Annotated in this window: 22 protein-coding genes and 2 pseudogenes; 13 read left to right on the top strand and 11 right to left on the bottom strand. The window is 44.0% G+C overall.

From position 1 onward, the window contains the following. Complete coding sequence (locus LYNGBM3L_RS04935; RefSeq protein ID WP_008179803.1) at positions 1–1,215, top strand: glycosyltransferase; 1,215 nt, start codon at positions 1–3, stop codon at positions 1,213–1,215. A 172-nt stretch (positions 1,216–1,387) separates the two neighbouring features. Further along, positions 1,388–3,772, top strand: a complete 2,385-nt coding sequence (locus LYNGBM3L_RS04930; RefSeq protein WP_008179800.1) for a tetratricopeptide repeat protein — start codon at positions 1,388–1,390, stop codon at positions 3,770–3,772. Between the two features lie 393 nt (positions 3,773–4,165). On the opposite strand, the gene LYNGBM3L_RS04925 is transcribed toward LYNGBM3L_RS04930, so the two are convergent. After that, a complete protein-coding gene (locus tag LYNGBM3L_RS04925; RefSeq protein ID WP_008179798.1) occupies positions 4,166–4,366 on the bottom strand; it encodes a hypothetical protein in 201 nt (66 codons plus the stop codon). Between the two features lie 468 nt (positions 4,367–4,834). On the opposite strand from LYNGBM3L_RS04925, the gene LYNGBM3L_RS04920 reads away from it, so the two are divergent. The 5 genes from LYNGBM3L_RS04920 to LYNGBM3L_RS04900 all read left to right on the top strand — a co-directional run bounded on the left by LYNGBM3L_RS04920 (position 4,835) and on the right by LYNGBM3L_RS04900 (position 12,074). After that, the gene (locus LYNGBM3L_RS04920; protein WP_008179796.1) at positions 4,835–5,722 is read left to right on the top strand and encodes a DUF4351 domain-containing protein; all 888 of its coding nucleotides are present in this window, start codon (positions 4,835–4,837) and stop codon (positions 5,720–5,722) included. A gap of 285 nt (positions 5,723–6,007) precedes the next feature. Then, complete coding sequence (locus LYNGBM3L_RS33630) at positions 6,008–6,721, top strand: hypothetical protein (protein ID WP_008179794.1); 714 nt, start codon at positions 6,008–6,010, stop codon at positions 6,719–6,721. Positions 6,722–6,922: 201 nt separating this feature from the next. Continuing rightward, on the top strand, positions 6,923–10,219 hold the full coding sequence (locus tag LYNGBM3L_RS04910; RefSeq protein ID WP_008179793.1) for a CHAT domain-containing protein: 3,297 nt from the start codon (positions 6,923–6,925) through the stop codon (positions 10,217–10,219). Positions 10,220–10,230: 11 nt separating this feature from the next. Beyond that, positions 10,231–10,587, top strand: a complete 357-nt coding sequence (locus tag LYNGBM3L_RS04905; protein ID WP_008179790.1) for a hypothetical protein — start codon at positions 10,231–10,233, stop codon at positions 10,585–10,587. Then, positions 10,587–12,074 (top strand): hypothetical protein, encoded by a 1,488-nt coding sequence (locus LYNGBM3L_RS04900; RefSeq protein WP_008179788.1) that lies wholly within the window; start codon positions 10,587–10,589, stop codon positions 12,072–12,074. Before LYNGBM3L_RS04905 ends, LYNGBM3L_RS04900 begins: the two co-directional genes overlap by 1 nt. On the opposite strand, the gene LYNGBM3L_RS42820 is transcribed toward LYNGBM3L_RS04900, so the two are convergent. Together LYNGBM3L_RS42820 and LYNGBM3L_RS45435 are read right to left on the bottom strand one after the other, a co-directional pair. Further along, positions 12,043–12,261, bottom strand: coding sequence for a hypothetical protein (locus tag LYNGBM3L_RS42820; protein WP_154659677.1), 219 nt, complete (start codon positions 12,259–12,261; stop codon positions 12,043–12,045). The two genes, LYNGBM3L_RS04900 and LYNGBM3L_RS42820, sit on opposite strands and share 32 nt — an antisense overlap. Before the next feature lie 88 nt (positions 12,262–12,349). Next, complete coding sequence (locus tag LYNGBM3L_RS45435; RefSeq protein ID WP_044492282.1) at positions 12,350–12,565, bottom strand: hypothetical protein; 216 nt, start codon at positions 12,563–12,565, stop codon at positions 12,350–12,352. Positions 12,566–12,810: 245 nt separating this feature from the next. On the opposite strand from LYNGBM3L_RS45435, the gene LYNGBM3L_RS04890 reads away from it, so the two are divergent. Then, positions 12,811–13,377 carry a Uma2 family endonuclease gene (locus LYNGBM3L_RS04890; protein ID WP_044492281.1) on the top strand — a complete coding sequence of 189 codons (567 nt, stop codon included), beginning with the start codon at positions 12,811–12,813 and terminating at the stop codon, positions 13,375–13,377. 39 nt (positions 13,378–13,416) lie between these two features. Here LYNGBM3L_RS04890 and LYNGBM3L_RS04885 read toward each other — a convergent pair whose 3' ends face one another. From LYNGBM3L_RS04885 to LYNGBM3L_RS04850, 8 genes are all read right to left on the bottom strand, one after another. Further along, on the bottom strand, positions 13,417–13,701 hold the full coding sequence (locus LYNGBM3L_RS04885; protein ID WP_008179783.1) for a DUF1816 domain-containing protein: 285 nt from the start codon (positions 13,699–13,701) through the stop codon (positions 13,417–13,419). A 79-nt stretch (positions 13,702–13,780) separates the two neighbouring features. Further along, on the bottom strand, positions 13,781–14,824 hold the full coding sequence (gene rlmB / locus LYNGBM3L_RS04880) for a 23S rRNA (guanosine(2251)-2'-O)-methyltransferase RlmB (protein WP_008179781.1): 1,044 nt from the start codon (positions 14,822–14,824) through the stop codon (positions 13,781–13,783). Positions 14,825–14,838: 14 nt separating this feature from the next. Then, the gene (locus tag LYNGBM3L_RS04875) at positions 14,839–15,327 is read right to left on the bottom strand and encodes a Mini-ribonuclease 3 (RefSeq protein ID WP_008179779.1); all 489 of its coding nucleotides are present in this window, start codon (positions 15,325–15,327) and stop codon (positions 14,839–14,841) included. A 177-nt stretch (positions 15,328–15,504) separates the two neighbouring features. Then, a complete protein-coding gene (locus LYNGBM3L_RS04870) occupies positions 15,505–15,873 on the bottom strand; it encodes an STAS domain-containing protein (protein ID WP_044492280.1) in 369 nt (122 codons plus the stop codon). 364 nt (positions 15,874–16,237) lie between these two features. Continuing rightward, the gene (gene carA, locus LYNGBM3L_RS04865; protein WP_008179774.1) at positions 16,238–17,395 is read right to left on the bottom strand and encodes a glutamine-hydrolyzing carbamoyl-phosphate synthase small subunit; all 1,158 of its coding nucleotides are present in this window, start codon (positions 17,393–17,395) and stop codon (positions 16,238–16,240) included. Continuing rightward, positions 17,392–17,934, bottom strand: a complete 543-nt coding sequence (locus LYNGBM3L_RS04860; RefSeq protein ID WP_008179772.1) for a GIY-YIG nuclease family protein — start codon at positions 17,932–17,934, stop codon at positions 17,392–17,394. Before LYNGBM3L_RS04860 ends, carA begins: the two co-directional genes overlap by 4 nt. Positions 17,935–17,970: 36 nt before the next feature. Continuing rightward, positions 17,971–18,297, bottom strand: coding sequence for a hypothetical protein (locus LYNGBM3L_RS04855; protein ID WP_008179770.1), 327 nt, complete (start codon positions 18,295–18,297; stop codon positions 17,971–17,973). Between the two features lie 512 nt (positions 18,298–18,809). Further along, entirely contained in the window at positions 18,810–19,757 is a 948-nt protein-coding gene (locus LYNGBM3L_RS04850; RefSeq protein WP_008179768.1) for a Sll0314/Alr1548 family TPR repeat-containing protein, read from the bottom strand. A 533-nt stretch (positions 19,758–20,290) separates the two neighbouring features. Between LYNGBM3L_RS04850 and LYNGBM3L_RS04840 the strand changes: the two genes are divergently transcribed. The 5 genes and pseudogenes from LYNGBM3L_RS04840 to LYNGBM3L_RS49305 form a co-directional block, all read left to right on the top strand. After that, positions 20,291–20,938, top strand: coding sequence for an ABC transporter ATP-binding protein (locus LYNGBM3L_RS04840; protein ID WP_008179764.1), 648 nt, complete (start codon positions 20,291–20,293; stop codon positions 20,936–20,938). 3 nt (positions 20,939–20,941) lie between these two features. Further along, entirely contained in the window at positions 20,942–21,217 is a 276-nt protein-coding gene (locus tag LYNGBM3L_RS45430) for a hypothetical protein (protein WP_131827056.1), read from the top strand. A 93-nt stretch (positions 21,218–21,310) separates the two neighbouring features. Continuing rightward, the gene (gene rsmG, locus LYNGBM3L_RS04835; RefSeq protein ID WP_008179760.1) at positions 21,311–22,057 is read left to right on the top strand and encodes a 16S rRNA (guanine(527)-N(7))-methyltransferase RsmG; all 747 of its coding nucleotides are present in this window, start codon (positions 21,311–21,313) and stop codon (positions 22,055–22,057) included. Next, a pseudogene (locus LYNGBM3L_RS49310) lies at positions 22,030–22,227 on the top strand (hypothetical protein); the annotation flags it as partial. The gene rsmG and the pseudogene LYNGBM3L_RS49310, both read left to right, overlap by 28 nt. Then, positions 22,137–22,325: pseudogene (locus LYNGBM3L_RS49305) on the top strand (hypothetical protein); the annotation flags it as partial. The pseudogenes LYNGBM3L_RS49310 and LYNGBM3L_RS49305, both read left to right, overlap by 91 nt. Positions 22,326–22,410 lie beyond the last annotated feature (85 nt).

Here is a 22,410-nt window from a genome sequence, read left to right as displayed (position 1 = left end):
ATGAAGATTCTAATGATCTCCACAACCTTTCCCTATCCGCCAACGCGGGGGGCAACTCAGGTCAGGACGTTTAATTTACTCAAGTACCTGAGTAAGCGTCATGCTATAACCTTGGTTACTCAACGTTCTGAGGAGATCAAGGACATCGAGGTAGAAAAATTGCAGCAGTGGGTGGAAGAACTGGTGATGTTTCCCCAACCGCAGCCATCAGAACAAGAGAAAGGCATAAAGGAGAAATTACAGCGCTGGAGTACCATTTTGCAACAGGGAACCCCCCAGAAAGTACTCCAACTCTACTCAACTCCAATGCAGCAATGGCTGGATCAGGCTGTAGAGGGGGGACAATTTGACCTGATTACCTGTGAACACAGTACCAATGAGATTTATGTGCGACCAGAGTGGCGGGAGCAGCTGCGAACTGTGGTGAATATTCATCATTCTGTATACCGGAAATCTCTGGACAAGCTGGAAACCAAAACATCAGACAATCAGCTGAAAGACCAGTTGAATTTGCCCCTATTACGTCGCTATGAAGAGCAATATTGTGCTAAGTTTACAGACATTGTAGTCACAACAGCAGAAGATAGACGGCAAATAGAATCATTTGAGCTAGACAGTAAAATTACATTGATTTCTAATGGGGTTGATGTTAATACATTTCCCCGGCGCATCTCTGATCCTGGTGGACACAGATTAGTATTTACTGGGGCGATGGATAACCCACTAAACATCAAAGCAGCTCGTTATTTTAGCCTAGACGTGTTCCCAGCAATTACAGAGCGCTATGCTGATACCAAGCTAGAATTAGTCGGACCCAAACCGGTGCAGGCGGTGCTAGAGTTAGAAGATATACCAGGGATTAGTGTAACTGGCACGGTGCCTTCTTTAGTAGACCACCTTCATAAGGCAACCATATTTGTGGTGCCAATGCAAAGTGGATTTGGCGTAAAAAATAAAACTCTGGAAGCGATGGCAGCAGGAGTACCGGTCGTGGGAAGCGATCGCGGTTTGGAGGGCTTGATAGTTGATGGCGGGGATGTCCCTTTGCGGGCATTGCGAGCAAATGATACAACAGAATATGTTTATGGCATTAGTCGGTTATTTGAAGACCGCCAGCTCCGTAAGCAACTGTCGGAAAATGGGCGAGCGTATATTGAACAGAAATATACTTGGGAACGTGCTGGTGAGCTGTATGAGCAGGTAATCACAGATTGAAGGGTTTAGGGTGCACTTGTTTTAGATTGAGCAAGGGGGAATGACAAAGACATGGAAAATTAGCCTTTAAGTCCAAAAATCTGTACTATTTGGCTAATTACTATCTATCTATTGCCCCCAAGATTTTTTTCAAACTAGGAAAAAACTGGAAAGATAAACCATTAAAACATCAGTGCAAAAGTCTAGTAGAGGTGGTTGGTTAACAACCTTGGGCGCGATCGCTGCCTTAATCACCACTAGCGGTATCATTGCCGGTAGTATCTGGGTGGCGGTTATGTTAATAATTGATCCTGATTCGATTGTATGGATCAATCACATTTTGCCGAGTTGGGCTCGTATCCCCCAGATTGTTCCCTCATCTGCCAAGACATTTGCCCAAATTCAAGGGGAGATTCGTGAAAATGGACTAACGGCGAGCACACCCCTTGCCCTTCACTCTGAGTTGCTGCTACCGATTTTGGCATCACCACCATCATGCCAAAGTAATTGTGACCAGATCGTGGAACTCAGAGTCTATCAGCCCCTTGAACAAAGCAACAGCGAACAGCAGTATTATCAGCTAGTTAGTCAGCTGCCTATCACTGCCCCGGTCGAATATTTTGTGCTGTCTACCCAAGTGAACACAGGATCGGATGATGCTAGTGTCTCCCGTTCACTACCTTTAACCAAACTCGATCGTTTCGATGAACAAGCTCTAGAGGAAGGGTTTTGGTTCAACCTCTCGGGTAACGTGGTCTCAGAAAATACACCAGAGAGCTATGGACAAATTATTCACTACAATCCAGACCAGACACACCTGAGTATGATGTTGGAGTGGACAAGCCCTAATGAAGGTCCTCCCTATTGGCAGGAAGTGACCGGTGGTGCTAGTCCAGAATTAGTGGTTAATCATACTGTAGGCTTGGAACCCCAGTTCAAGGTTTACCAAATTCAACCTCGGTCTTTTGTTCCCAACCCGATTTATCTAGAGGAAATTTCCCTGACCCAAACAGCGATAGATACTAAACTCTATCGCAATGGTTTAAGCCTAGCCCGTCATGGTTTGTGGTCTGATGCTTGGCAATGGTTGAACCAACAGAAACCAAAACACTGGTCAGCAGAGGCTCAAGCCCAAATGGATTTGGTTAAACTGCACGCTCAGGTCACCGAGTCTCAGGCAAATCAAATTTGGGCAAGTGCCAGTGCCGCTATCTTTGCCTATCTCCTGGATGGTCGCTGGGGGGAGGCAAAAACAGTGTTTCAGACGGCAGTGGATGGTGCTCAGTTGGGGGATATTATCACCATGCTAAAGAGCGATTCTGGGGGATTGTGGCAGCGGGTGGAAGCAGCACTAGAGGTCAATCCTGATGACAGCAATGTACAAGCTTGGGGAGGGTTGATTTTGGCAGCCCAGGAAGACCCTCAAAAAGCGATCGCATGGGTGAAGGAATTACCCCAAACTAATCCCCAGGTTTACCAACTCCTCAACCATATGGAAAATGCCTTAAACCCAGTTCCAGCTATTGTCAGGCACTTCAGTCAACTGGTTGGCAATTCAGAAATAATTCAAACTGTCAACGCAACGGATTGGTTGCAACCGGAAGATGGAGATGGGGGAATAGGAGAACAGCACTGCCAAAGGCAACAGGAAAGTACTGAATTGGTTTCTGTAGCAGAGGAAGAGAGTATAGCAGTTTCACCCCTGTCCCCTTGTCCATCTGTCTCCGTCACTCTACAAAAAAACCCCGAGGAAGTTTGGTATCAAGTACAGGTAAAAGCATTTCACGATGGTCAGGGTTGGCGGTGGATGCCCTTTTCTGATTTACGGCTGCCCACTTTGACCAAGGGAAAGCGATTGTGGCGATATTTGGGCTTAGACGTTGACCCCCAGATTCGGATTAGCCTTTGGAGTGAGAATGGTATCCAGCAATCAACTACAGCTACGGTCAAGGGGGTTTCCTACCAGAAAGGGGTGATTAAGCTGTTGGCAGCAGGTGGGAAATTCCCTAGTGAAGCCCTAGCTGTTGATGGCTCTAATCAGCACCTGCTAGCACACACCGATACGGGACTGCGCTGGTTAGACCCAAGTGCGATCACTTTGTCAGCACTCTACCACCTTAACCCTGAGTCGGTGTCAGCCATGCTGCCAGTACTCTGGCAGGAGTTAATCAACAGTGGTCAATTCTCCTCAGGACCCATTCCTAGCTTACCAATGATGCTTCAGGAGATTGGGCATTGGTCAGTTAGACCGATCGAGCTGACTGGCAACAACCAGCCAGAAGCGGTCATAACCTTATATCAAGAAATATCAGTTACCTCAGAATCTAGCGAGGTCGGTCTATCGGATAGTAATAATGACGGGATAGATACAGAAAGGGCAACTACTATCTACAAACCCCGCACCATGATTTTTTCTGACGCAGGAGCCTTACTCTACAGCGAATTTTCCCAAGATGCCAACACTTCCATGACTGCGATCGCGGATTTAGGGGATGGCGGTCCTGCGGCTATAGTCATTGATGAACCGAATAACTATAGCTTTAAGCGTTGGTCAGCCAAGCATCAGCGTTTTGAATAATTAAATAGGCGTTGCGTCAGTCAAGTAATGGATAGCAGTAGAGTGGGCATTCTGCTCGCTCTACCAGATCTCGAACGGGCAAGATGCCCATTCTACAGGTGCGACCCAAGGGCCCGAGCAATCCCTCGCGCCCTTGGAGGCGCGCACCTACTCTTATAGCAGAAGTCAGAAGTCAGAAGTCAGAAGTCAGAAGTCAAACTCTTGCGCTTACTTAGGTTTGAGACTTTTGTCATGTCCTAACTGCCCTGGCGACTGCTATAAAATCATTCTATTATTCAGGAACGCCAAAAAAATAGCCGTAGAAATACTATCCACGGCTATGTCAATCACATATGTCAGAAATTTCCTAAACCCAAGGCCAAGGGGGGGAAACCCCCCCAGAAAGTTAAGGTGTTATGGCAATAACCAATACTTGGTCATAGTAGTAATTACTTCTCCTGGAATATCGGTCGGTTCTAGAGGGGTCCACTCCGCGATTTCGGCATAGCCTAGGGAATAAAACATTTGCATACTATAAATTACTGATTCACGAGTACCTTTGAGAGTGTGCTGAGTCGGTTGTTTCTTGAAATTGCGAGTAAATTTTTCTGACATTGTGAAAAAAATCAACTTGGATTTACAATGATTATTATAATAATTATATATTTAATTGGTCAAGGTTTTTTAAAAGTTTTTTTGGGAAGTTTTAGGGTTTGTATAAAAAAGCTATTGCATAGGCTTGACAAAGCATAATCTAACGTTAATTGTAGACAAATATTAACTTATTTTACTTAATTTTTAGTTAATAATTTGAGCAATAATATGGCTAAAATGTGATAATATTAATTATATTAACCAACAATAGCAATCATTTTACCTGGTTTTTATCACCCGAGCTACCGTTAATGATTGTCGGGGTTTACTGGGAATTTCAAGAGTTAGTTAAGTGGCCAATATTTCCGACAGACCTTCCCATGGCTTTATTGAAGATGATTTGGGATAGGTTCGAGTCGTCGAATTTGTGGCTCTTAACCCTCTTTTCGATTAGTTCACCAGAATTTACTTAGTTCCTTCAGATGTCTAATGACTTACGACAGTACCCTAAAATATTTAGTTGAACAATATCCTCAAGCCTTTACCCGTTGGTTGTTTAACCAAGAACCAGCAGAGGATATCGAAATTCTAAACACCGAATTAAGCACAGAACCAATTCGGGCAGATGCCTTGTTTTTTGTGCGAGTTGCTGATGCTATCTTGCATCTTGAATTTCAAACCTTACCCCAATCTGAACCTCCGTTACCCCTGCGGATGCTGGATTATTGGGTAAGGTTATATCGTCAGTATCGCTGTGATATTGAACAGGTAATAATTTTTCTCAAACCAACCCGATTAGCCGGAGTATTTGTGAATCAATTTACCGAGAGGAACCTATCCTTCCGCTACCGGGTGATTCGGATTTGGGAATGTGATCCACAACCGTTACTAACAACACCGGGGTTACTACCCTTGGCAGTATTAGCACAAGCGGAAGTGCCAGAAAACCTGCTATCCCAAGTAGCAGCCAGAATCGATATGATTGAAGATAGACAACAGCAGCGTAATTTATCTGCTTGCGTGCAACTGTTGGCTGGGGTGAAATTTGATGAACAGTTAATTCAAGCCTATTTTCGGGAGGATATGATGCAAGAGTCAGTCGTTTATCAACGAATTATTCGCCAAGGATTAGAACAGGGATTAGAGCAAGGATTAGAACAGGGATTAGAACAAGGATTAAAACAAGGATTAAAACAAGGAAAGCGCAATGAGCTGAATTTAATTAAGCGTCTACTTAACCGTCGCCTAGGTGAAATCAATCCCCAAGTACAAAATCAAATTGAGGAATTATCCTTTGAACAGTTGGAGGATTTAGGAGAAGCGTTGTTAGATTTTGAAACGGAAGTGGATTTGACCAATTGGTTGAACCAGTTATAGCGCTACGCGCAAGGGCAAGAGGCAAGAGGCAAGAGGCAAAGGTGCGCTTTCCAATGGGCGAGTAAATCGCCCTTGGGTCGCACCTAAAAGTTTACTAAAAAATAGGTGCGCTCTTACCATTAAGAATTTCATTCGCTACGGGTCGCACCTTTTTCAGCTTGTATCAATGTCTTAACTTTAATGGGTAGTGCTATAACAAATAAGTAACATCCAGTTAGGTGTTGCATTCAAAAGCCATGCTATCAAGACCTGATCGAGTGGCTTCTGAACCTCTCCCTTGAGTATTTGAATATAAACCTTGAGTATCTGGACCTTGTGGACGAGTATCTGAACTTCGACCGTGAGTATTTGAATACCGTGGTTGAGTCTCAGAGCCTCGTGAACGAATATCAGAGTCTCAACGTTGAGTATTTGAGTCTCGTGGTCGAGTATTTGAATATCGTGGACGAGTCTCAGAGTCTCGTGGTTGAGTATTTGAATATCGTGGTCGAGTATTTGAATATCGTGGACGAGTCTGAGAGTCTCAACGTTGAGTATTTGAGTCTCGTGGTTGAGCCTCAGAGCCTCGTGAACAAACCTCTTCCCTGCTCCCTACTGAGATGGAATAGAGCTGCGGGCAGGATGCCCACTCTACTGAGATGGAATAGAGCTGCGGGCAGGATGCCCACTCTACTGAGATGGAATAGAGCTGCGGGCAGGATGCCCACTCTACTGAGATGGAATAGAGCTGCGGGCAGGATGCCCACTCTACTGAGATGGAATAGACGGGCGGGCAGGATGCCCACTCTACTGAGATGGAATAGAGCTGCGGGCAGGATGCCCACTGTACTGAGATGGAATAGAGCTGCGGGCAGGATGCCCACTGTACTGAGATGGAATAGAGCTGCGGGCAGGATGCCCACTCTACTGAGATGGAATAGAGCTGCGGGCAGGATGCCGACTCTACTGAGATGGAATAGAGCTGCGGGCAGGATGCCCACTCTACTGAATATGGAATAGAGCTGTGGGCAGGATGCCGACTCTACTGATATGGAATAGACGGGCGGGCAGGATGCCCACTCTACTTCTAACTTCTGACTTCTAACTTCAGACTTCTGACTTCTTAGAAATGCTATAATCTATGAGGTTTTATATGAAGATTGATAAATCCAGGGTGCTTTAAATAAGTCTATTTTTTGAATAACTATTGTAGAGCAGTTGATGGCAATGGCTGACAATACATTTCATGCCCAACTCGACTTTCTATTTCAGGTACTACAAGCAACCGCAGACAGTAATGGTGATGAGCAGGTAGTTTACCCATTACTGGCAAAAAATACAGACAAAATTAATGATATTTTAAAAAAATTTCGGGTTTTGGTAACAACTAGGCTGGCGGAAGCGAAAGCAGATGAACCGGAATATATAGCCGTAGATATTTTTAAATTCAGCACACTAATACTACAATTTACCTTGGGTGACAAAGCCAGCAATATGGAAATTGGAATCACTGGCTATGAAGTCGCACTAACTGTTTTCACTCGCGAGGCTTGGCCCCAAGATTGGGCTTTGACTCAATACAATCTCGGTAATGCTTACTTTTACAGAATCACAGGTCAGAAAGAACAAAACCTAGAAGAAGCTATCGCTTGCTACCAATTGGCAAAAGACGTTTATACCCGTGAAGCTTTTCCTGAAAAATGGGCAATGACTCAAAACAATCTCGGTGAAGCTTACCGTAACAGAATCACAGGGGATAAAGCACAAAACCTAGAAGAAGCGATCGCTTGTTACCAATTGGTAAAAGACGTTTATACCCGTGAAGCTTTTCCTGAAAAATGGGCAATGACTCAAACCAATCTCGGTAATGCTTACTCTAAAAGAATCACAGGTCAGAAGGCACAAAACCAAGAACAGGCCATCGCTTGCTACCAATTGGCTTTAGAAGTTCGCACCCGTGAAGCTTTTCCTGAAAAATGGGCAATGACTCAAAACAGTCTCGGTAATGCTTACTCTAAAAGAATCACAGGTCAGAAGGCACAAAACCAAGAACAGGCCATCGCTTGCTACCAATTGGCTTTAGAAGTTCGCACCCGTGAAGCTTTTCCTGAAAAATGGGCAATGACTCAAAACAGTCTCGGTAATGCTTACTTAGAAAGAATCACAGGTCAGAAAGAACAAAACATAGAACGAGCGATCGTTTGCTACCAATTGGCTTTAGAAGTTCGCACCCGTCAAGCTTTTCCTGAAAAATGGGCAATGACGCAATATAATCTCGGTAATGCTTACTCAAACAGAATCACAGGTCAGAAGGCACAAAACCAAGAACAGGCCATCGCTTACTACCAATTGGCTTTAGAAGTTCGCACCCGTGAAGCTTTTCCTGTTTATTGGGCAATGACTCAACACAATCTCGGTAATGCTTACTCAAACAGAATCACAGGTCAAAAAGCACAAAACCTAGAACAGGCCATCGCTTACTACCAATTGGTTTTAGAAGTACACACCCGTGAAGCTTTTCCTGTTTATTGGGCAATGACTCAAAACAATCTCGGTAGTGCTTACTCTGACAGAATCACAGGTCAAAAAGCACAAAACCTAGAAGATGCGATCGCTTGCTACCAATCCGCTTTAGCCGTTCGCACCCGTGAAGCTTTTCCCTATGAATGGGCATCGACTCAATACAATCTCGGTCGTGCTTACCAAGATGCTCAAAAGTTCCCTGAAGCTTACAATGCTTTTGATAGTGTTATTAAAACTGTAGAATTCCTGCGAGATGAAATTATTTCTGGTTCTGGAGAAGAAGAATACAAGACTAAACTAGCTGAAAAGAACAACCGAAGCTACCGAGGCATGGTAGAAACTTGCCTAGACTTAACTAATATCACCGCAGCCATTGACTATGTGGAACGGAGCAAAACCCGCAATTTAGTGGAAAAGATTCTCAGCCGTGACCTGAAAACTATTTTTCCTGTAGATGTTGCTACTCAACTACAACAATACAGAGATGAAATAGCGGCAGGTCAGGAGCAAATCCAACAGGGTAAAGCTGACAATCCAAAAGTCCTAGCACAACATATCCAACAGTTGCGACAGCAGCGCAATGATTTACAAGACCACAATTTACCTATCGGTTCTAGGTTTAAGTTTGAGCAATTTCAGCAGAAGCTGGATCACAACACTGCTATTGTAGAGTTTTACATTACAGGGGATAAGCTGCTCACCTTCATCTTTAGCGGTCAAACTCAAAAACCTATAGTTTGGCAATCTGAACCACAAGACTTCAAAAAACTGGTAAATTGGACAAATAAGTATTTACGAGATTACAAAGCTTATAGAATCAATAAAGATAATTATAATTGGCAAAATGACCGGGAGCATGCCAATTTAGCAAATCCATGCCTCAAAGTAACGAGAAGACTAGGGTTTCAAAGCATAATTGAAAGTGTTATGCGCAAAAATGGGATGCTCCCAAATGACCTGAGTAACCGCCTACATGAGTTGGCTGATATTCTATCCATTGATCACATAATTCAGCAAATTCCCGAAAAATGCGATCGCTTAATTTTAATCCCCCATCGGTTTTTACATTTATTCCCCCTTCATGCCTTACCGATTACCAGTAAGCAGAGAGAAGGTAACCCTAAAATTCTGATGGATCGCTTTCCAGCAGGGGTAAGTTACGCCCCTAGCTGTCAACTACTGCAACTTGTTCAAACCAGAAAACGCCCAGAAGAGTTTACCCACCTGTTTGCAGTTCAAAATTCCGCTGATAATTTACATTACACTCCTATCGAAGTAGACGTAGTTAAAGGCTACTTCAATCCCCCACCAGATACAGAAATTCTTGTGGAAAACGCTGCTACCAAAGCTGCTATAGATAGCAAAGCTTTCAACAGTTACCACTGTTTACATTTTAGCTGTCACGGTTACTTTAATTACCAAGAACCACGAAAATCCGCTCTAATTCTGGCCAATGCCCATAAATCGACCTCTGCTGAACCCAATTCGGAGCGCTATTTACGGATAAGTGAGGAGGAAGTATTTGACCTAGAGAAATGTCTGACTATCGATCAAGTCTTTGACCTACAATTAAAACAATGTCGCCTGGTCACCCTTTCTGCTTGTGAAACAGGATTGATTGATTACACCAACATCAGCGATGAATACATTGGGTTACCCAGTGGTTTCCTAGTGGCGGGGAGTCCAGCAGTGGTTAGTAGCTTGTGGAAGGTAAACGATTTATCGACAGCATTGTTAATGATTAAATTTTATGATAATTTGCTAAACTCCCAAATGTCCTTAGCAGTTGCTCTTAACCAAGCCCAACTCTGGCTGCGGGATGTAACAAAGGAAAATTTATTACTCTGGATTGAAAGCTTATCTATAAAGAGTTATCAAAAGCGGCGTTTGAGTGCTCCCCTTTTGAAGAATGATGATTTTAAGTATCTAAGACCCAGCGATAAGCCTTTTGAAAAACCTTACCATTGGGCAGCATTTTGTGCAATTGGTCAATAGGAGTTAAAACTATGAAACCTGAGATTCAAGAAATAGGAAATTTTATCAAGCTAATCAACAGCCAACCAGATATTTTTTCTGAACAGGATCGTAATGAACTGGAAGCGATAATTACTCCGCTATCTAATCATGATGTGGAGGGACTATTAGATAAGATTGAGAACTGGTGTAAATCTAATCCAGTTATTGACGATGCTCTAAATGTTTTAGTGGGTAGTCAACCAATTCGTGAAAAAGGAATTGGAGGCACTGTCGCCACTCCTGAAGCCAAAGCTGACTATGAAAAGAACGTGAAAGAAGAACTACTCAATGCCCTCCGCAAGAGTTCTACGGAAGAAACCGAAAAACCCAACACTCCCAAAGGCTGATGACTGACAGCGCCTTGCGAATCAAAAACCCCAGCGTCACCCTTTATGCCTTCCATCTGTGCCAAGACTTAAGTCAAGAACCGGGAAAGTTCCGACAGGATGCGGATCAGTTGTGGCAACACTGTGCTCAGCTCAGCGAACCCCTAGCTATCCCAGACCTGAAATCTTTACCTGAAAAATTACAATCCCCTCCCAGCCAAACCGCGATCGCAAGCCGTTACATAGAACTATTACCTGATCATGGTCGCTTAACCTATACTGCACCACTGCAAATAGAAGGCTCTGCCCTAACAGTAGAGGTCTATCCCGTTAAAATTCATGACACCTATGCCCTTGACCTAACTCTGTATTACCAAAATGTCACCGTTCCAGCCAGTCAATTTAGTCGGTTAAATCCCCAAGGGTGCCTCCTAGCCAGCAATATTCAACCTTCTTTGGGACAAACCTTAGTGCTCTATGGGGAACCAGTGGGCACTCCCGAGGAGGATAGAAAGTTAGCCGATGCCTGTGTGGATGCTTTTTTCCAGGGAACCGACCAAAAACCCGAACTTAGCGCATCTGGGCACTTATTTGGTAGCCCAATTTTTGCCTATGACAACGGTAAAGAGAAACCAACGGAGCAATGTCACCTTCTGGTCTGGTTAAACCGTCACCCAGAAACCTTAAACCTGGTTGAAAAGACGTCTTTGTCATTGTTCAATCTATTGTGCTGTCGCAGTAAAATCCTGTTTGCTTATGATCAAGCCCGTTGGTGTTATCGCCAAACTAGAGGACTCTATGGGCAACTCGAAGAAGAGGTTAAAGGCTTCAAGGAATTGCCAAGGGATCCAGAAACAAGGCTAGAGCAACTGAAGCAGAAACTGACTGAGATGCCACTAAAGACCTTTGACTATGCTGGTTATCTGCGAGACATGGAGGATCACAAAACTGCGATCGCTACCAATGTCAGCAACTATGAGACATGGCTCACAAAAATCAGTGAATATAGTCTCAAATACGATAATATCGAGTTTTTAGAAGACTTCCTCAACCAAAGAACCAACCTGTTTCAAAATCAGATTCAAACCAACCTCAATTATCTCAAACCGGGTCAGCAACTATTTGACCAGATGCTTGGTAGTATCCGAGGCATTGTAGAAATTGACCAGGCAGAAAGGGATCGCGCTTTGGAAAAAGCCTTAAGAGATAAGGAGAAGGCTGATCAAGCCCGAGAAAAAAGTTTAGAACGTTGGATTGCCTCGGTCGGTATTGGTTTAGGGGTCAGTGGTATTTCTTCCCAAACCGATGCTAAACCTCTAGAAGCGATCTTGATCAAACTAAACCCGAATGTATTGATAGAAAAATGTCCTAGAGCTGAACTCCAGCCTTGCTTGACTTACACTTTCTGGTTTGTGCTATTTCATGTTTTGGTTGGTGTTGGATTTGGTGCGGTCACTGCTTTAATTTTGGGTCGAATTATGCATCGGGGAGGAGGGAACAGGGAATAGGGAGCAGGGAGCAGGGAATAGGGAGCAGGGAGCAGGGAGCAGGGAATAGGGAATAGGGAATAGGGAGTTTTTCTTGCTCAATAAACAGAAAGTTTTTAGCTTGTAGGGTGGGCAAAAACCGTTTGGTTCTTGTGAGAATTATAGAGCCATTAACTTTGCCCACCCTACTTTTAGATCTGGTGGGCAAAAACCGTTTGGTTCTTGTGAGAATTATAGAGCCATTAACTTTGCCCACCCTACTTTTAGATCTGGTGGGCAAATGCCGCGAAGTTTGTTCAACTCAAAACCAACCGTTGTTGCTTGAGTAATTGCTGCTGCTGCCAGAGGGATTCAACTTCTGCCTGTAAGTGAAGGTACTTTACTTGCTGGTCAACCCCATAAACTGATGTCATCAATTTCTTCACCTGGGGGTCAGCAGTGACAACAGAACGGGAATTGCTCTGCCAGTGGGCATTGGATAAATCTGTCATATGATCGGAAGAAGTTAACATCTTTATACTAAGTATTTTTGCTTGCTAAAAACTCCACGTAATTGTATACCAAATTTCCATCACATGCTAACTATACTTGGAACCCCCACACCCCACACCCTACACCCCACGCCCCACACCTGAGGTCTTTGTAAAAAACCTACCCTTATGAGATCTCCCCATCTCCCCACACTTCCCAGCCTCCCTGTAATTATGGGTATTCAACCTGACTTGATATTAATCATTCCACTAAGGAGACAGTCATGATGCAGCCTGTTGTTCTTAACCTAGAGAGAGTCAACCTAAGCGATCAACAATTCCACAATCTATGTCAGGCGAATCAAAATCTACAACTTGAGCGTAATGCCAAAGGAGAGCTAATCATCATGCCACCTGTAGGCGGATGTAGCGGAAATCGAGAAGCAAGTCTAATCAGTCTGTTGTGGTTATGGAATAATCAAACCAAACTAGGTCAAGTGTTTAGCTCCTCAACTATTTTTCGCTTACCCAATGGAGGAGATCGATCCCCTGATGCTGCTTGGATCAGGCTAGACCGTTGGGAAAGTTTAACCCCTGAACAACAGGAGGGATTTCCCCCCATTTGTCCGGACTTTGTAATTGAACTACGGTCTCGCACTGATTCCCTCAAGCCTCTACAGGAAAAGATGCAAGAATATTTGAACAGTGGTTTATGTTTAGGCTGGTTAATTAACCCCCAGAGCAAAGAGGTTGAAATATATCGTCCCAATCAAGCTGTTGAAACTGCTAAATTTCCTGTTACTTTGTCAGGGGAAACTATTCTGCCTAACTTTGAGTTAGCTTTGCCGCTTTAAATGACCTCAGTAGGTTAGTAACTGCGGAATCATCCTTTCTCAAACAATCGGCTTACTCAAGCTAGACAAATCGTCTAGCTCAGTTTGTTCTGGCAACTCATCAAAAATTGTTAGTCTAGTGGGTTTGCAGCGTTTGAGAGTTACTATAATGCCTTGAGCTCCTTCATCTTCTAAGTCTTCAATGTATCCATATTTGGCAGCCTGAGCCTCCTGCTGGTTAACAAAGGGTCCAAAGTAGTAGGTACACTTGGGGGTTTCGGTGATGATTTCCACCCAAAACGCTAACCCTAAGACGTCGAAGATTTTGATTAAGGCTTCTTTCATGAAATCTACCTAGTTTCAAGGATAATCTCTGTTAATTTAATCGGCTTTTAAACCTTTTTATCCTCCATTTACTTTAGTTTTATTGTTTTACAATCTGTTCATTGGAAGTACTATCGATATACAGTAAATCTGACCAACGCTGCCGATAGGTTTCATATAACACCATAGCAGTTGCTGCTGAGGCATTGAGGCTAGGGGTCTTACCCTGTAATGGAATTGAAATTAACATGTCACAGCAGCTTTGTGACCTTAGGCTTAAACCATTCCCCTCTGAACCTATTACTAATACTACTGAACCAGTCAAATCAACTTTGTGTAAAAGTTTACCAGTGCCAGCAGCAGTTCCGTAAATCCAAAAGCCCGCAGTTTTCAACTGCTCTAGGGCATTACTGAGATTGACAACTCTGGCAATAGGAAAGGTTTCTAGAGCTCCTGCTGCCACTTTCCTCACAGTTGAGGTGACACCAACAGCTCGACGTTGGGGTATTACTAAGCCTTGAGCCCCTAGAGCTTCTGCCGTACGAATAATCGCCCCTAAATTTTGAGGATCATTAATGCCATCACAAGCCAATAAAACTGGCTGCTCAGTTGCCCATTTTGCTTTGTCAATTAAGTCATTTAAATCTATGTAGTTGTAAGATGCTATTTGAGCTGCCACACCCTGATGGTTACCACCTTTAGTAATTTGGCTCAGGCGTTTTGGTGCTACTTCATCAATTACTGTACCGTTGGCCTTGGCTTGAACCAGTAAGGAGTGAAAGCGAGGATCGTAACGCAGCTGGGAAATAATCCAAACTCGGTTTAGCTGGTGCTGGTTTTGGAGAGCTGCTATAACTGAATGACGCCCGTAGATTAAGTCACTCTCTTCTTCTGTGCTACTTACAAGTTTTGACTTAGGGTACCCATGCTGCTTCGGCTGAGTTTCCTCGGAGTGATGGGAATGTTTTGCCCGTGGCTTTCTAGAGTGGTAGTTCTTTCGAGGGGGTTTCCCGTTCTTTTGAGAATTGCCTGGGGTCGAAGGAGATAATTTTTTATTCTCACCTTGCCGATCAGAGGACTTCCCTAACTTGATCTGGCCAGAAGCATCAGAGGAGGAATCAGAGGAGGGGTTTTGATTAGCCATAATAGAATAAGGGTTTATGGGCTGTCGAGTTTTAGATGAGCCAATAACTGGGTCAACCGTTGAGTATCAGTAAGGTAGAGGTATCCCAGTAAGGTTTCTAAGCTACTAGCTTGTTGATAGATTTCTCGATTGAGACGCCGGGGGGTCTTTGTGGCAGCATTCCGTCCGCGCCGTAAAACGTCTTTTTCAGAAGCAGTTAGGTAAGGTTCAAGCGATCGCAAAATCTTAGCTTGGCTTTCTGCTCTCACATGAGCCACTACCTGGTTATGATAGTCACAGATTCGCCTCGGTGGTAGCAGATAGTGGGTTCGGATGTAAAGTTCATAAACAGCATCTCCTATATATGCCAAGGATGCTGGGGAAATCTGTTGAATTTTGGCAATTTGATCAACTTTCGCCATGAATTGCCTAAATCGAAACTCTGTCCACAATACTATAGAGTCAGTTCCACCGCCATGGCTATCCTCTTCCAAGGGGTCTAATTGTGCATCTGTTTGAGCCATCTTTGGGGTATCACGGTCTTTTGTTTATTAGAGCAAATTTGACATCCTTCCACAATTTCTGCTTCGAGTATTCAATACATTGACTAAAAGGCAAGTTAATCACACTCAACTCTCACCGATTCCCCACTGCTGAGAAAGTGATGGCGGGTTTTGTCCCCGCCATCACCAACGATTTTGTCATTTACCCTTGACGTTCTCCTCAGCTACCGCCAGAGAATCTTGCAGGGAGAGAAATTTTTCTAGGCGCACTAGTTTCACAGTTTGAGTCACCCGGGGATTGGTCACGACTTGTAGACTTCCTTTAGCAGTTTGAGCTTTCTTTACTAGCTGCACCAAAGCACCCAAACCAGAGCTATCGACAAAATCAATTTTAGATAAGTCCAGAATAATATGCGCTGGACCTTCATCAATACATTTGCCAATAACGTTACGGAGAGTAGATTCCGAAAAGGCATCTAGCAATCCAGTAAGGCGGAAAATTTGATAATTTGACTCGACTTGGCGAGTGCCCCTTAAACTGACTGTAAGGGTTAGTTGTTCAGGAATAACACCCTCCTAGATATAGCTTATAAATATCAATAATTTAATACTTCTACTGTCAAGTTGACTACTGTGACAGTAGATTGATGACTTGGCTACCGTTGATACACGCGCCCTATCACCATACCTTTTTTTGTTGGTTAGCACCTCAAGGGGCTAAAACAACGTCAATATTAGATTATACAACAGTATCAGAGTAATGGGGGTAGGGTAACCGGGTGTAGCGGTAGGGTAAAATTAAGCCAGCCGCAATTGTAACCGATTAATTATAACTGAAGCAGATTTCTTGGTTTGCTGGCAATGCAGGGGTTATTCTATAGCCCCACACCCGCTCACCCTACAGTTGGGGTTTGGCATTGACTATTGGGCGCTATGCTCCTGGGTCGCCGCTACGCGAACGCATCAGCTCGACAAACTGCTGAAATAAATAGTCAGCATCGTGAGGACCAGGACTAGCCTCTGGGTGATACTGTACTGAGAAGAACGGTAAGGATTTGTGACGCAACCCTGCCACAGTGCGGTCATTGAGATTTAGGTGAGTAACTTCCACCTCCGTGCCTAAGGTATCGGGATCAATAGCAAAACCATGGTTTTGGCTAGTAATTTCCACCATTTGCTGCAAACCGGCTGGGTGATTCAAACCTCGGTGACCAAATTTAAGTTTAAAGGTCTGGGCTCCTAGGGCAAGACCAAGAATCTGATGTCCCATGCAGATGCCAAAAATAGGTTGCTGACGCTCCAATAAGGCTTTGGTGGTTGAGATGCCTTCGAGTACTACCGCCGGATCCCCTGGTCCATTGGACAGAAATATCCCATCGGGATTATACTTAGCAATTTCTTCTGGCGGTGTATTAGCAGGGACGACAATTACCCGACAATTGTAGCTCGCTAGACGCTTGAGAATATTACGTTTAATCCCAAAATCGATCGCAACAACTGTCAAAGGCTTGTCCTTTTCCACTCCATCAACCCCAGGACCGAACTCCCAATTGGCTTCCGTAGGATCAGACCATTGGTAAACCTTGTGAGTGCTCACTTCTTTAACTAGATTTAATCCTGCCATACTCGGAGCCCCTTGCACTTCGGACAATAATTCAGCGGAGTCAAGGATTTCTGTGGAAATGGCACCGTTTATCGCACCAATGGAGCGTATTTTGCGGGTTAATGCCCTTGTATCTATGCCGTAAATTCCTGGGATGTTGTGTTCCGCAAGATAATCGGGCAAGGACTGGGTAGAGCGCCAGTTACTGGGCCGGTAGCAGATGTTACGGGCAATTGCCCCTCGGATTTGAGGATGAGCAGATTCTTGATCGGAGGGGTTAACACCAGTATTGCCTAATTCTGGATAGGTGAAGGTCACAATTTGACCGCAGTAGCTGGGGTCTGTCACCACCTCTTGATAACCCGTCATGGCAGTGTTAAACACTACTTCACCAATGGTTGTACCAGTCGCTCCGAAAGACCAGCCTTGGTAAGTTGTGCCATCAGCGAGAACTAGCAGAGCTGGATGAGCCGTTGAGATAGTCATTTTATGTCAAGTAAACCCTTTTCTTTAAGCTTAGGATTGAAGCGAATTTCAGTCTTTACCCCTCGGGATTCTAGCTCATCTTTAATTTTAGCTTCAACTCTCCGAGCAATTTTCTTGAGAATCTTAATTTTTGCTAATTCCTCACTTTGCTCATAGTCTAATTGCTCTGCTTCAGTCATTGTCACTTTAGCATCAATGGGCTGGATCCACAGATTTTCCTGCTCTCCATTTCCCACCGGGATCACACCATTATCTTCAATCCATGCCTTACGAATCGTTTCTAATCGACTCCGGTCAGGTTTTTCAATCGTTTCTACTTTTAGCCAATAGCAGGAGTGATGCTGACGAACTAAATGTTGTTTGATGCTGATATATACATCTCGGGAATAATTCACAAATTTCAGCGTTTTATCTTGGTCAAAAATTGCGTATACACCAATCTTTTTTTGTAAAAATTCTGGTATATTTCCCGTTTCATCCAGATAGGGAATAAATTCTAAATCCTTCAGAGATGGAATTTGATTATCAGAGGTGAGCATGGGATGGGATTAAAAAATAAGATTAAAAACTAAATTTTATTGAAATTTGCGATAAATCCCACACAGGCGACTGGGATTAAAGATTTTGGCTTTGAACATGAAGTTAGGAGGTACATTAATGATGATATAATCATCAGATTCTTGATACTGCTCATATTCCGCTGGCATTCCCTTAGGGGTTGAAGTGGTGTAGGGAACTGGTTTAAACAGTAATTCAGTAAACTCAACCCTTTCAGCTTGAGCCGCTTCAGCTACTTGAGCCAAGAAGTTTTCCCCGGTTAGTAAAGCAAATAACTGGTCTCGGGCTTCTGGAGCTAGGACAAAACTGCTATCGAACTTGTTAATTATCTTGAGGCGAACCATAAGTCAAGGACAATCCCGAATTCTTTAACACAGGGATTATACCTGATCAAGATTCACTCGTGAACAAGACTTCCCTTAAATATACTGCTGAGTTCTGAGTAAGACCTGTCACTGTTCACTAATCCTATAGGATTGCCATAGGAGCACCCACAACGAATGCCCCTACTGTTTTTTTGAAAAAAATGCAGTTAACTATTTACAGTTTACTTTTAACCTTGGCCAATAGGCCACGGGTTCGCTGAAAGCGGGACTTCGTCCATCGCGTTCAACCTTCAACTTAGTTAACCTTCAACCTACCCTATACCGAACCCTAAAGGCGAACAACCTTGGCCAATAGGCCACGGGTTCGCTGAAAGCGGGACTTCGTCCATCGCGTTCAACCTTCAACCTTCAACCTTCAACCTTCAACCTTCAACTTAGTCAACCTTCAACCTTCAACCTTCAACTTAGTCAACCTTCAACCTTCAACCTTCAACCTTCAACCTCTAAACCTTAAACCTTCAACAGTAAACTTAGTCATCCTTCTGAGCCACGTCTGTTCCCCGCTTCCGGATCCGATTCCGTTCCTTCGAGCAATTCCTATTCCCATCTGTGAGTTTATTTTCAAGTTTGCACTGCTCGTAAGTAATTTGGGCAGCGTGACGTTTTGGGAGTTGATTCTGTTTTTCTAAAGCTTTGTTAAAAAAATATAAACTTTTTTCTTCCTGCCCCAGTTTTCGCAAAATTTGTGCTTTAAGGTAAAGTACATCTGGGTTGCTTGGTGTTGTTTCCATTGACCGGTCTACATAGTCTATTGCCTTAGAATATTGCTTTAAATCTCGATATCCTACAGCAATGCCTCGATAGGCTAAATAAGAAGGAAAAGCATAGGTTTCTAACTTGTCAATGGCTTGAGATGGGTCAGAAAATGGTAAATTAACTGCTAACATTAAATCCATATAGCCTGTAATCAAGTTTAGCTCTGGATCATTAGGATCAATTTCTTTGGCTTCATCCAGATATTCAAAAACTTTCTGCAATTTAGTCAAGGCGCTGATGGGACCTTCTTTTTCAAAATCGTAAGCCCCTTCCAAAAAATAACCTACTGCTGTGTAAAGATTACCTCGCAAGGGATCAGAGGCAATCATTTCCTTAGCCTTATTAAGAGTTTTAGTTCCGTAGCTCTTGAAGGTTTCCCAATCTTGATCTAAGTAAGCTAGAGATGATAGCATAGCATAGGTCATGGGTTCTTTAGACTGCCTAGATTCCGATTTTTTTAGATAAGCTTCGGCCTCTTTATAGTTTCCCTCCTTGAAGAAGAAGTCAAAAGCATCTTGAACAGTGTTATCAATGTCCCGAGGATTACTGTCGCGAAAGGGATCAGCTGCCAAGGTGGGCATTCCCCATAAACCGATTAATACAACTGCTGTGCTGACGCAGGCTTTAACTATCTGTTTTGGTGCTCGAAACCGTTGGTTCATCGTCATTCTGGCAATATTAAAAATATATGCTACTAACCTCAGTACTGACGTTGCACTTGATGCCAGGTTCCATGGTACCGGAAGTTGGGGCATAAGATAGTAAGGGACTTGCATGTAAAAAAAATACCAATTAAAGTAGGGTGGGCAAAGTTATCTTATCTATAAGACTCATTTGAACCAAAATGTTTTTGCCCACCCTACAAGCTAAAATCTGGTATTTTATTTTTTGGCTACTCCCTAAGTAAGCATATGCGCTACGCGCACGCTACGCGAACAGCAGTCAGCAGTCAGCCGTCAGCCATTCCCGTAGCGTGGCCATTCCCGTAGCGTGCCCCAAAGGCCAAAGGCTAATAGCTGATAGCTAATAGCTGATAGCTGATAGCTGATAGCTGATAGCTGATAGCTGATAGCTGATAGCTGATAGCTGATAGCTGATAGCTGATAGCTGATAGCTGAGTGGTTAGGATAGTAATGTTTATGAAATTTTGAAACCTCCAAAATTTTGGGAGAAGGGAAAGAGTGGGCAGAACGGAATGCTATATCTTAGAGACTTAACCTATCATCCACCAGCTAGCTCCACCCCGATCTTGAAGGGTCTGAATCTAGAGCTAGCACCACAAGAATTAGGACTAGTGATTGGTGTTAGTGGTTCTGGTAAAAGCACATTATTGGAAATTTTGGCAGGATTAGCCCAGCCGACGGCAGGAAAAATCTTTTGGGGAGAAACTGAACTCACCAACGACCACCTACCCCAACTGGCAGGATTAGTGTTTCAGTTTCCAGAACGGCATTTCTGTGGTAAGACTATCCTGGAAGAATTGCGGATGGGACATCCAGAGTTGGGGTCACAGAGGGTTTATGATGCTTTGGGGGAAGTGGGACTGGCTGATTTCCCCCTGCATACTTCACCCCATGCTATGAGTGGTGGTCAGCAGCGACGCCTTGCTCTGGCAGTACAACTGATTCGTCAACCCCATATACTGATGTTGGATGAACCAACAGCTGGATTAGACTGGTCTATGCGAAGACAGTTAGTTAATCTGCTGGCAAAACTCAAAACCCACTGGACACTGCTAGTGGTGACTCACGATGCTAGGGATTTACTGCCTATTGCTGACCGCTGCTGGACTCTTAAGCAAGGGGAATTAAAAGCTGTTGATTTAGCTAGTGCTGAGTTATGAGTGTTGCCAACAGCTATCAGCGGTCAGCGGTCAGCGGTCAGCGGTCAGCGGTCAGCGGTCAGCGGTCAGCGGTCAGCGGTCAGCGGTCAGCGGTCAGTAGACGTAACTCAGATTAAACGAATGTTTACCTGTTGTCTTGATGCAGTCGCTCATGGGGGAAACTCCCAAGACCGTAATGGTGCGTTTACAGTCGTCGAATTAAATTCGCCACGGGTCGCACCTCTGCATCGCTTATTCAAAAGCACCTCAAGTAGCGTGGCACAGGCTTCGACGCTGTGACTTAACCCATAAGCTGATAACTGAAAGCTGAAAGCTGAAAGCTGATAACTGAAAGCTGAAAGCTTACGTGTTGAGTAGTTTTAAAAGTAAAAAATGACAAATGACCAAAATGTTTTATTGCTGCCACAGATGACAGAGGTTTGGCAAGAAACTCTAAATTGGCAGCCAGCTCCAGAACAACAACAGTTGTTTCAGAAACTATATGAAGGGATTTTGTCAGGCAATCGCCAGTTGAATTTAACTCGGATTACGGCTCCCGAGGAGTTTTGGGAAAAGCACCTGTGGGATTCTTTGGTAGGATTGGCTCCAATATGGCAGTCTATAACTCCAGGACAGAGAATTATTGATATTGGAACGGGGGCGGGATTTCCGGGATTACCAGTTGCGATCGCATTTCCTAATACTGCTATTACTTTACTCGATTCCACTCGCAAAAAAATTACTTTTCTTCAAACCTTAATCCCCCAGTTGGAAATCAATAATGTTACAACCTTAGTTGGCAGAGCAGAAGCTATTGGACAGAAGCAGCAGCATCGACACTCCTACGATATTGCTCTAGTTCGTGCTGTTAGTGCCCCTTCTGTTTGTGCTGAATATGCTCTACCACTTCTGAAACAGGGAGGTTTGGCGATTCTCTATCGTGGTCATTGGACAGATGAAGAAACCGAAGCTTTACAGCCAGCGGTAAAAAAGTTAGGTGGAAGAATTGAATCAGTTGAAAAATTTACTACGCCTTTGAGTGATAGTGTTCGTCATTGTTTGTTTTTGAAAGTATTATCACCAACAGTAGCTAAGTTTCCCCGTGCTGTAGGATTACCAGCACAAGACCCTTTGAATTAGAAGATAGATTTTTTGTAAGCGGTCAGCGGTCAGCGGTCAGCGGTCAGCGGTCAGCGGTCAGCGGTCAGCGGTCAGCGGTCAGCGGTCAGCGGTCAGCGGTCAGCGGTCAGCGGTCAGCGGTCAGCGGTCAGCGGTCAGCGGTCAGCGGTCAGCGGTCAGCGGTCAGCGGTCAGCGGTCAGCGGTCAGCGGTCAGCGGTCAGCGGTCAGCGGTCAGCGGTCAGCGGTCAGCCTTCAGCTAAAAGCTCACGCTATGGAACCGTCAGCTGATGTAACAGAGATTAAACCAATGCTTATTTGTTTTATTCAAAAGCACCATCTGTACCGCATTAGCTGAGAGCTGAGAGCTGAGAGC

Origin of the sequence: Moorena producens 3L (genome assembly GCF_000211815.1) — a bacterium.
Taxonomy (GTDB): domain Bacteria; phylum Cyanobacteriota; class Cyanobacteriia; order Cyanobacteriales; family Coleofasciculaceae; genus Moorena; species Moorena producens.
The sequence above is the reverse complement of the archived record's forward strand: the minus strand, read 5'-3'. Positions and strand labels throughout refer to the sequence as shown.